This window comes from Pseudomonas sp. GT1P32 (assembly GCF_054897805.1).
Genome location: NZ_CM142704.1, coordinates 632,006 through 642,676, shown reverse-complemented (window position 1 = coordinate 642,676; position 10,671 = coordinate 632,006). Strand labels below are relative to the sequence as shown.

General features: G+C 58.0%; 7 protein-coding genes and 2 tRNA genes. 2 read left to right on the top strand and 7 right to left on the bottom strand.

The annotated features are described in order from the left end of the window. Positions 1-88 precede the first annotated feature (88 nt). From ACYZUC_RS02990 to ACYZUC_RS02960, 7 genes are all read right to left on the bottom strand, one after another. On the bottom strand, positions 89-1,411 hold the full coding sequence (locus ACYZUC_RS02990; RefSeq protein WP_461993412.1) for a tyrosine-type recombinase/integrase: 1,323 nt from the start codon (positions 1,409-1,411) through the stop codon (positions 89-91). Positions 1,412-1,583: 172 nt separating this feature from the next. Continuing rightward, positions 1,584-1,670: transfer RNA gene (locus ACYZUC_RS02985), tRNA-Leu, on the bottom strand. Positions 1,671-1,865: 195 nt separating this feature from the next. Beyond that, positions 1,866-1,939 (bottom strand) — tRNA-Cys (locus ACYZUC_RS02980). A gap of 251 nt (positions 1,940-2,190) precedes the next feature. Next, positions 2,191-2,631, bottom strand: a complete 441-nt coding sequence (locus ACYZUC_RS02975; RefSeq protein WP_008029579.1) for a CBS domain-containing protein — start codon at positions 2,629-2,631, stop codon at positions 2,191-2,193. 40 nt (positions 2,632-2,671) lie between these two features. After that, positions 2,672-3,049 carry a nitrite reductase small subunit NirD gene (gene nirD, locus ACYZUC_RS02970; protein WP_461993410.1) on the bottom strand — a complete coding sequence of 126 codons (378 nt, stop codon included), beginning with the start codon at positions 3,047-3,049 and terminating at the stop codon, positions 2,672-2,674. Continuing rightward, positions 3,049-5,610: a nitrite reductase large subunit NirB gene (nirB, locus tag ACYZUC_RS02965; RefSeq protein WP_461993408.1), complete on the bottom strand. Its 2,562-nt coding sequence runs from the start codon at positions 5,608-5,610 to the stop codon at positions 3,049-3,051. Before nirB ends, nirD begins: the two co-directional genes overlap by 1 nt. Before the next feature lie 338 nt (positions 5,611-5,948). Continuing rightward, positions 5,949-7,118, bottom strand: a complete 1,170-nt coding sequence (locus ACYZUC_RS02960) for a DUF1624 domain-containing protein (RefSeq protein ID WP_461993406.1) — start codon at positions 7,116-7,118, stop codon at positions 5,949-5,951. Positions 7,119-7,323: 205 nt separating this feature from the next. Here ACYZUC_RS02960 and ACYZUC_RS02955 point away from each other — a divergent pair, with 205 nt between their 5' ends. Both ACYZUC_RS02955 and ACYZUC_RS02950 read left to right on the top strand, forming a co-directional pair. Continuing rightward, positions 7,324-9,063 (top strand): dipeptidase, encoded by a 1,740-nt coding sequence (locus tag ACYZUC_RS02955; protein ID WP_461993405.1) that lies wholly within the window; start codon positions 7,324-7,326, stop codon positions 9,061-9,063. A 286-nt stretch (positions 9,064-9,349) separates the two neighbouring features. Then, the gene (locus ACYZUC_RS02950; protein ID WP_461993403.1) at positions 9,350-10,606 is read left to right on the top strand and encodes an OprD family porin; all 1,257 of its coding nucleotides are present in this window, start codon (positions 9,350-9,352) and stop codon (positions 10,604-10,606) included. Positions 10,607-10,671: the final 65 nt, after the last annotated feature.

Genomic DNA, 10,671 nt, shown 5'->3' with positions numbered 1-10,671 from the left:
TCACCGCTCGAAGTTAACGCCTCAGTTTGAGCCCAGGGCACTACACACGATCCGCTTGGTCACGTCGAAATTATCCGAAGTGAGGGCATCAATTGGCGAACGATCTTTTTGTCGCCAATCGAGTGACATTCTCGCCGGTCAGATTAGCAAACTCATGAGGCGTGACATGCTCCTGAAGATTCGACGTAAGGTACCGGCTCCACCAGTTCATGATCAACCGACGCTCCTCAATGAACTCTGCCTTGTGAATGTAGGCAGCTCGAACGCTGTTGCGCTCTCTATGACTCATTTGCCTTTCGATGGCCGTCTCAGACCACAGACCTGACTCGATCAGTGCGCTACAGGCCATTGAGCGGAATCCGTGACCACAAATCTCTGTCTTCGTGTCGTACCCCATGGTGCGCAACGCTTTGTTCACGGTGTTTTCTGACATCGGCTTCCAGGCCCTAGCATCACCGGCAAACACCAGGTCGAATGTGCCAGTGAGGGTGTGTATCTGTTCAAGCACGGCCACAACTTGCGGCGATAAAGGCACAAGATGAACATCGCCCGCCATTTTCGTCCCCCGCGTTGAATGGCGTACGTCCTCCAGCTCCGGCCGAGTATCCGGGATCTCCCATACGCAACGCTTGAGGTCGAACTCACACCAACGAGCGAAACGTAACTCACTCGAGCGAACAAACACGTGCAGCGAGAGCATGAGCGTAAGCCGGGTCAGCTCTCGGCCCTTGTAGGCATAGATTCGTGCCAGCAATTCAGGCAGGCGTGACAGGGGCAATGCAGGCCGATGGGAGACTCGCGGCGCTTTGATCAAGCCCTGAAGATCGTACGCAGGGTTTATCGGAATAAGACGAAGGCGTTTAGCCTCACGCATAATACTTTGCAGGTATCTTTGTACCCTTAAGGCGACGTCAATCGTTCCGCGTTTTCTGATCGCCTCCAAAGGTTGCATCAGATCATAAGTATCGAGATCAGCAATCGCGCGAGCACCGATAAACGGGAACACATAGTTATTCAGACGGTTGAACACATTCTTGGAATGGTCGGGTGTCCATCTGGCCGACATGTTCTTGTGCCAGTCCAACGCAACGCTTTCAAAAGTACGGCCGTTGACAGCATCTTCCGTTTTGGCTTTACGCTTGTTCTCGACGGGATCAATGCCGTCTGCGAGCATCCGCTTCGCATCTAAACGCTTCTGGCGAGCATCGGCCAGGCCAATCACAGGATAGCTGCCGAGGGAGGTCAACCCCTCCCGGCCGTCAGGCTTTACATACCTGAGACGCCAGCCTTTACGGCCATTGGGTTGAATTAGGAGATAAAGACCGTCGCCGTCGAAAAGCTTGTAGGGACGGTCCGTTGGCCTTGCTAAACGGCAAGCAGCGTCGGTAAGCGGAGCAGTTGTGCGCGACATAAGGGTATCATCCTTAATCGAACCAAAGACTACCCCTAACTCTACCCTCTAAATGACTGGATTCCAGAAGAATGGACGAGAATCCGACGGAATGCTAAAACGAAAAAACCCGCCAGAAGGCAGGTTTTTCAAGGCTTCCAAAGAACTCAAAAGCGCTCAGTGGAATGCAAGATGGTGCCCGAAGCCGGAATCGAACCGGCACGCCCTTACGAGCGGGGGATTTTAAGTCCCATGCGTCTACCAGTTTCGCCATTCGGGCGGTAGCGCGGTCAAGCAGCCTGATAGCTGACAAATGACGATCTGTCAGTTCTGACGCCTGTGCAGCAGAGGACGAAATATATACATCCCGTCCCGGTGAAGCAAGTTTGCAAACGCCCATTTCAAGACTAAATCTTGCAGGACGACGCAAATAAAAAAGCTCCGTAAATCATCGATCTACGGAGCTTGTTTAAAGTGGAGGCCGAGGTCGGAATCGAACCGGCGTAGGTGGATTTGCAATCCACTGCATAACCATTTTGCTACTCGGCCTCAAACATCTGATGTCATGTAGCACAACACCAAACGCGTACAGTCTTGGAGAAGATCTAGATCTAACTCCTTGAAAACATTGAGCTTTTTCAGCGATCAGTGCTTTCGATGGCGTGAATTATGTACTGATTTCCGAAGGCTGGCAACCCCTTGATTTCAAAAAAAATTTGCCGGGTGCTTTGCATGTTGCGACGCAGGCTCAACGCTTCGCCCGCGCGCGCCAATACGGCTTCAGCATGCCCCCGGCCCGCTTAGTGCCCGCGAATGTAGTACTCCAATTGCCGGATCAAATCGGCCTGCTCGACAATCGCCTCTTTGACCAGGTCGCCAATCGACAACAACCCGATCAGCTCTCCGCTATCCAACACCGGCAGATGCCGCAGGTGGCTGTCAGTCATGACTTCCATACAGCGCTCGATGCTCTGCTGACTGTCGGCTGTCACCACGGGCGCGCTCATGATGTCGCGCACCGGCGTGCCGACCGAGGAGCGTCCCTGCAGAACGACTTTGCGCGCATAGTCGCGCTCGCTGATAACGCCGACCACCTGCCCCGCTTCGATGACTGGCAGCGCGCCCACATTCTTCTCGGCCATCATTTTCAACGCTTCAAGCACCATCTGGTCTGGCGCGATGCTATGCACGTGCTGGTTTTGCACGACCTTCAGTTTCAGCAGTTGTGCGGCTGTTTTCATGGATGCCTCCGCTATCGTTGCTCATTGCCGATGCTTGACCTCAAGCCAGCCCGACTTCCACCGCGCCGCCGTTAAGCCGTACCGGCCAGACCCGCAAACGTTGCTGCGGGTACTCCAGGCAGCTGCCGTCCTCAAGGCGGAAATGCTGTTTGTAGATTGGTGAAGCAACCACGAGGTCCCCCTTGATGCTGCCGACCAACCCGCGCCCGATGACGTTCGCCCCGGATTGCGGGTCATGGTTGTCGATGGCGTAGAGGCTTCGTCCCTCCGCGCCCGGCAGGTAGAACAGCGCCACTTGTGCGCCGTCGAGCCACACGACGACGCCGGAGTTAGAGACAAGGTCCTGCTGCTCGCACACGGCTTGCCAGACATCGCTGTCGGGCAGGGAATCGATGCGTTGGGTAGTGGACTGGCTCATCAGGCAATCTCCTCGGTGACAGGGATCAGGTTGAGTTCGGCGGCCATGATCGGGCGCCGTTGGCCGCGTTCCTGGACAAAATGGATGTCCGGGTCCGGGCGTTTATCGTTGACGAAGGTCCGGAAGCGCTTGAGTTTTTCCGGGTCTTTGAGGGCGTTGGCCCACTCGCATTCGTAGCGGTCGACCACCAGTTGCATCTGCGATTCGAGTTCGGCGCCGAGCCCGAGGCTGTCGTTGATGATCACCTCTTTGAGGAAGTCGAGGCCGCCCTCCAGGCTTTCGCGCCACACCGAGGTGCGTTGCAGTTTGTCGGCGGTGCGGATGTAGAACATCAGGAAGCGGTCGATGTAGCGGATCAGCGTGGCATCGTCCAGGTCAGTGGCGAACAGCTCGGCGTGGCGCGGGCGCATGCCGCCGTTACCGGCGATGTAGAGGTTCCAGCCCTTCTCGGTGGCGATCACGCCGACGTCTTTGCTCTGGGCTTCGGCGCACTCACGGGTGCAACCGGATACAGCGAACTTGAGCTTGTGCGGCGAGCGCAATCCCTTGTAGCGGTCCTCGATGGTCAGGGCCATTTGCACGCTGTCCTGCACGCCATAACGGCACCAGGTGCTGCCGACGCACGACTTCACCGTCCGGGTCGATTTGCCATAGGCGTGCCCGGTTTCGAAACCCGCTTCGATCAGCTCGGCCCAGATGTCCGGCAGTTCATGCAGCTGCGCGCCGAACAGGTCGATCCGCTGACCGCCGGTGATTTTGGTGTAGAGGTCGTATTTTTTTGCCACGACACCGATCGCGATCAGTTTGTCGGCCGTGATTTCACCACCGGGAATGCGCGGCACTACCGAATAGGTACCGTTTTTCTGCATGTTGGCCATGAAGGTGTCGTTGGTGTCCTGCAACGGCACCAGCGATGCGTCCATGATCGGCTGGTTCCAGCACGATGCGAGAATCGAGCCCACGGCCGGTTTGCAGACGTCGCAACCAGTGTGGCCACGGCCGTGTTTGGCCAGCAGTTCTTCGAAGGTGATCACCCCTTCTACGCGGACCAGCGCATACAGTTCCTGACGGGTATAGGCAAAGTGTTCGCACAGGCTTTTGTCGACACTGACGCCCCGGGCGATCAACTCATGTTCGAACACTTGCTTGAGCAGACCGGCGCAGCCACCGCAGCCGGTGCAGGCTTTGGTCTGAGATTTGAGCAGGCCCAGGTCGGTGCAGCCGCCATCGATGGCCGAGCAGATGGAACCCTTGGTGACGTTGTGGCACGAGCAGACCGTGGCCGATTCGGGCAACGCGCCCGGGCCCAGGGTCGGCGCGCCTTCGGATGACGGCAGGATCAGGCTGGCGGGTTCCGCCGGCAAGGCAATCGCGTTCTGCATGTATTGCAGCAGCGTGTCGTAATAGCTGTTGTCGCCGACCAGCACCGCGCCGATGACATGCTTGCCCGTGGCATCCACCACCAGCCGTCGATAGCTGGCCGTGGTTTCGTCGATGAACTGATAACTGCGTGCGCCTGGCGTGTTGCCATGGGCATCACCGATGGAGCCGACGTCGACGCCCAGCAGTTTGAGTTTGGTCGACATGTCGGCACCCAGAAACGGCTCGGCCGTGTCGTTGCACAGACGTGCCGCCACACCGCGCGCCATCTGGTAGCCCGGCGCGACCAGGCCGAAAAGACTGCCGTTCCAGGAGGCGCATTCGCCGATGGCGTAAATGTCCGGATCGCTGCTCAGGCATTCGTCATTGATCACTACGCCGCCGCGCGGGCCGATCTCCAGCGCGCATTGGCGGGCCAACGCATCTTGTGCACGGATGCCCGCCGAGAACACGATCAGGTCGGTTTCAAGAAACTGGTCGTTGGCGAAGTTCATGCGGTAGCGATATTCCTCGCCCGCGCTGATCGATTGAGTAGAGCGCGACAGGTGCACACCGACACCGAGTCTTTCGATCTGCGACTTGAGCGCAAGCCCACCCATTGTGTCCAGTTGCACCGGCATCAGGCGCGGGGCGAATTCCACCACATGCGCTTCCAGGCCGAGGCTTTTCAGGGCATTGGCGGCTTCAAGGCCCAGCAGGCCACCGCCGACCACGACGCCGCGTCGGGCATTGGCTGCTGCGGCACGGATCGCGTCGAGGTCTTCAAGGGTTCGATACACCAGACGCGAATCGCCTTCGGCACCTTCGACTGGCGGCACAAACGGGTAAGAGCCGGTGGCCAACACCAACTTGTCGTAAGGGATGCTGCCTTGCGCGGTAATCACCTGGCGACGGGTGCGGTCGATTTCCAGCACCGGCACACCCAAATGCAGGGTGACGCCCGGCGTCTGGTAGAGCGACGCATCGGACAGCGCCAACGATTCGGCATCACGCCCCGAGAAGTACTCGGACAGATGCACGCGGTCGTAGGCACGCATCGGTTCCTCGCTGAAGACGTGCAGCCGATACTGGTCAAGCGCGCCCCGCTCGATCAACTGCTCGACGCAATGATGTCCGACCATGCCATTGCCGATCACAATCAGCGTTTGCACTTTGTTCAACGCGGCAACATTGGAATTCATAAGAAGCACCCGGCTAAAACGGTTCAAAAAGCAAAAAAAAACGCCTGAAACCTTGCGGTTCCAGGCGTCTTTGCCTGTTCTTTTGCGGTGTTAGCACCAGACGTCTATGCCTGATCCACCGATGTTGCCCATGATTCGATCGTCGTTGACCGAGGGGGCTGCCCACTCGACTGCGTTTATGGTGGGCCTGTCCGGTGTATTGCAGTGTTTGTGCCAGATCGCGAAAACGCTGATTGCGCAGCGTTTTTCAGGCGCGAGCACCGAGCAGGCCCCAGAGTTTTGCCTTCGCATAGTGCAGACCGAGGCCTCACGGCTTTATAAAAGTGCATTCATGGGCACTACAGGTATTTGAGCCAGGCGATGTCGCGACGTCGGGCCTTCAACCCGGAGAACCAACGGACCGGGCGATAAAGCGCAATGGCCAACAGGATTGCGGCGATCCAAACCGCGCCTACCGAGTCGAAACCGAAGTACGCGCCCTGATTCAATCCGAACAGCGCAACAGCGATGAGATACAGAACCTTCAGTGCGTAAAGGTGCAATAGATAGAAGAACATCGGCGCTGATCCAAACACCGTCAAGGGACGCAACCATCGGCTCTTCTGCAAGTGCTCAAACCAAAGAAGCAGCAAGCATCCGAGGCTCAGGGTCAGCGCAATAAACAACAGCGACGGCGGGTATTTGGTGATGTTGAAAACACTCATCAGTGTTTGCTCGGACGTATCGCCAACGCTCCACGGCTTCTCGCCATAGCCGTTGAGCAGCCGCAGCGCGACGAAACCGGCCAGCCCCAAAACGCCACAGAGCAGCAATTTGCGTTGGCGCCCCTTGGCCTGCGCCGCTCGCCCGAACCACGGACCCATGGCGTAACCCAAGCAAATGACTCCTATCCACGGCAGCACCGGATAGGACGTGCGCAACCGAAACCCTTCGGACAGTTCGATCCAGCCGCGATCATGGAGAATCGCCCATGGCACGTGCATCGCCGATTCGATTGGAAAATGCAGACCGTCCAGCATGTTGTGACCGGCGATGATCGCCAGGCTCAAGAGCAGCAACACCGGACGCGGCAGCCAGACCATCACCGACAGGGCCAGCATGCTCAAGCCGATGGCCCAGATCACCTGCATGTAAATGACGGTCGGCGGAAACTGGAACGTCCAGGCGAAGTTCACGAGGGTGAACTCAAGCACCACCAGAAACAGCCCGCGCTTGAACAAGAAGCTGCAAACGTCTGCCTTGCCGGCGTACTTCTCACCGTACAGCCAGGCCGACAGACCGGTGAGCAGCACGAAGACCGGCGCGCACAAATGAGCGAGCGTGCGACTGAAAAACAGCGCCGGCTCGGTCGTGGCGATGTCCATGGGATCGGACACTTGCCGATGCAGGAAAAAGGTTTCGCGGACGTGGTCGAGCAGCATGAACAGAATCACCATGCCCCTCAATGCATCGATGGAAAGAAGCCGGCCAACTGCCGTGCCGGTGGAGCGAGAAGGTGCAAGGGTCATGGATGTTTCGCAACGCAAGGGGTGAATAAACGTGTCCCGCAGGACAGCCTGCCGGGCACCTTATATTGTTACCCTATAACATTTCCAGCCAATTATTAATTTGTACGCATCTTGTAAAACGGTAGGAACGAGCTCGCTCCTACAATGTTAATGTTGAAATGTTTTGTTTCATTAATCAGACACCTGCAAAGGAATGCCTTCAACAATGGACTTCTCACTCAAGCACCTGGCCGCGACAACTTTGATGCTGGCCAGTCTTTCGTCGTTCACCACAGCAGCGCACGCCAACATTACCCCGCAACAAGGCGCGGCCATCCTCAAGACGTTCAGTGACGCATCGATCACGGATTTCAGGCAGTTCCTGACAAGCCTGGCCAAGAGCGACCTGGCCAAAACCGACGACCTCGGCGTGGCAATCTCTGCCTTCCTCGACAACAAGAGCCTTTCCGCCGACCAGCAGAACGAAATCCATCGCCTGCTCGGCCTCTATGCGCGGGTGAAATACGGCAGCGCCGCCACCGAGACGCTGCGCGAACTGGTGGCCATCCCGACCTTCCGCGTGGACGGCGTTGCCCAGCACGACAACCCTGAATTCATCAAGATCGCCGACAAGATCAAGAGCCTGGCCCAGGCCTTCAACCTGACCTTTCGCAACGTCGACAACCGCGTCTATGAAATCTCCCTCGAAGGGAGCGGCGATGAAGTGGTGGGCATTCACGCCCACGCCGACGTGGTGCCCGTGACACCGGAAAACTGGGTCCTGAAGGACGGCACCCGCCTCGATCCGTTCAAGGTCACGCTGATTGGCGATCGCATGTATGGCCGTGGCACCGAAGATGACAAAAACGGCATCGTGGTGGCGCTCTACGCCATGAAAGTCATCAAGGAAGAAAAGCTGCCGCTGGCGAGAAATTTCAAGTTGCTGGTGGACACCACCGAGGAAACCAGCGGCGACGCCATCCCTTATTACTTCGAACACAACCCCACTCCCAACTACAACCTGGCGCTGGATGGCGGCTACCCGGTGGTGATCGCCGAGAAAGGCTACGGCACCGTCATGGCCAACTTCCCCAAGCGCAAGGCTGACGGCAAGGGCGCTGAAATCGTCTCGATGACTGGCGGCCTGGCCACCAACCAGATTCCGTCGGCGTCGGTCGCCACCCTGCTGAGTGACAAACCCGCCGAGCTGGCCGCCAGCCTGCAAAAAGCCGGTACCGAGTACGCCAAGCGCAATGGCGGTGACTTCGAGGTGACGGCCAAGGTCGTCGGCAAAGACGTCACGCTGACAGTCACCGGCGTGTCCGCCCACTCCTCCGAGCCCGAGTCCGGAATCAACCCGGTGGCGAGAATGCTGGTGTTCATCAACAGCCTCGACGGCAAGGTCGCCCTCAAGCACAACCACATCACCGACGCGGCCCGCTACGCTGCCGACAACTGGGGGCTCGATTACCTGGGTGGCAAATTGGCGGTCGGTTTTTCCGATGAGTTCATGGGGCCGTTGACCACCTCCCTGACCTTTGTCGGGATGGATGAAAACACCTTCAAACTCGCGGTCAACCTGCGCGTACCGAAGGGCAAGTCCCCGGAAGTGCTCAAGCGCGAAATCGCCGACAAACTGGACGCCTGGAGCAAGAAATCCCAGGTTGCGGTGGCCTTCGATTACTCGATCGCCGAACCGATGTACCGCAATCCCGAGGGTGAATGGGTCAAGGCGCTTCTCGCCGTGGCCAGCGAAAACCTGGGCATGGAACACAAATTCGGCACCTCGGCCGGCGCCACCTCGGTCCATGAACTGCCCAGCGGCGTACAGTTCGGCCTGGCCCGGCCCGAAGTCAAATACACCGGGCACACCGACAACGAGTTCAAGACTGTCGACCAGTTCCTGCTGGACTTGCAGATCGTGACCGAGATGTTCGGGCGCATCGGCCAGTTGCCAAAACTCTAAGCCCTCCCTTCGGACCCGCTGTTCTGGCGGGTCCGACGCTTACAACGTTCTGACCCACTTTCCTGAAGAAGTCTTTCACGCCTTGCCATCCGCGTTGCTTCCAGAGCAACGATCTCTGAATAAAGTTGCTCTTGCTGCCATTGGTCAATGGAGCGAGCATCGCTCTCGACACCGGAGCGGCTGCGAGCGCCACATCCTGCCGGCTGTCTTACCTCCCCCGCACGCGCACAAGCCCCGACAGAGGGCCTACGGGAGAGTCATGTCTAATAAAAACAAGAGTTCAATTATGACCAGAGACAAAGGCAAACTGTGTGTACTGCTGTTTACCGGGGCTGGCGCCAACCTTGCCCAAGCCGCCGACAGCGGATTCGTCGAACAGTCCACCGCTACCCTGCAAACCCGAAACTATTTTTTCAGCAGAGACTTCTCCGATATCCGAGGCTCGGAAAAATCGATGGCTCAGGAATGGGCCCAAGGGTTCATCCTCAACTTCAAGTCCGGCTACACGCCCGGGCCGGTAGGATTCGGCCTGGATGCCATCGGCAAATTCGGCATCAAGCTCGACAGCAGCCCGGACCGGGTCAACTCGGGGTTATTGCCGGTCAAGGACGATGGCCATGCCGCGGACAATTATGGTCGTCTCGGGTTGGCGGCGAAGATGCGGGTTTCCAAAACCGAGCTGAAAGTCGGTGAACTGCAACCCAACCTGCCGACACTGGTCTTCAGCGACATCCGCTTGCTGCCCCCGGCCTATCAGGGCGCGAGCATTACCAGCAGCGAAATCCCCGGCCTGACGCTGCAAGCCGGACATTTGACCTCCACGACCCTGCGCAATGAAGCCGGCGAGAGCAAACTCCAGGCATTGCTGGGCAACAAGCCGCAACGGCAAGTGTCGAGCGATGCCTTCAATTACGTGGGCGGTGATTACGCGTTCAACAGTAATCGCACCACCGTGAGTGCCTGGCATTCCCGACTGGAAGATATCTACGAGCAAAACTTCTTCGGCTTGAAACACAGTGTGCCGGTGGGCAGTTGGGTGCTGGGCGCCAATCTTGGTTACTACGACGCCCAGGAAGAAGGTCGCAAACTGGTGGGCAAGGTCGACAACCAGTCCTTCTTCTCGTTGCTATCGGCCAAGCTCGGTGGCCATACGTTTTATGCCGGTTACCAAGGCATGTACGGCGACAGCCCCTTTCCTCGCGTGTTTCTCAATGTCAGCGCCCTTGGCAACGAATTGCCGACCTACGAGTTCGTCTCCACCCATGAGCGCTCCTTTCAACTGCGCTATGACTATGACTTCGCGGCCCTCGGTGTGCCTGGCCTGCTAGCCAGCACGCGCTATGTCACCGGCGACAATGTGAAGACGGCGATGGGTTATGAAGGCAAAGATCGGGAGCGTGACCTGGACCTCAGTTACACCTTCCAGGCAGCCCCATTGAAAGGCCTCGGCGTGCGAGTGCGCAATGCGGTGGCACGCTCCAACTACCGCACGGATATCAACGAGAACCGACTGATCATCAGTTACACCTGGACGCTGTTCTGAGTTCCGAAAACCAATGTGGGGGCGAATCACTTCGCCCCCACGTGACAACCCTCACCGTTTCCCCG

Bases quoted from the DNA above. Each gene is read 5' to 3' on its own strand.
- ACYZUC_RS02990 (WP_461993412.1), bottom strand. From the start codon at position 1,411: ATGTCGCGCACAACTGCTCCGCTTACCGACGCTGCTTGCCGTTTAGCA.
- ACYZUC_RS02960 (WP_461993406.1), bottom strand. From the start codon at position 7,118: ATGACCCTTGCACCTTCTCGCTCCACCGGCACGGCAGTTGGCCGGCTT.
- ACYZUC_RS02955 (WP_461993405.1), top strand. From the start codon at position 7,324: ATGGACTTCTCACTCAAGCACCTGGCCGCGACAACTTTGATGCTGGCC.
- nirB (WP_461993408.1), bottom strand. From the start codon at position 5,610: ATGAATTCCAATGTTGCCGCGTTGAACAAAGTGCAAACGCTGATTGTG.
- ACYZUC_RS02950 (WP_461993403.1), top strand. From the start codon at position 9,350: ATGACCAGAGACAAAGGCAAACTGTGTGTACTGCTGTTTACCGGGGCT.
- ACYZUC_RS02975 (WP_008029579.1), bottom strand. From the start codon at position 2,631: ATGAAAACAGCCGCACAACTGCTGAAACTGAAGGTCGTGCAAAACCAG.
- nirD (WP_461993410.1), bottom strand. From the start codon at position 3,049: ATGAGCCAGTCCACTACCCAACGCATCGATTCCCTGCCCGACAGCGAT.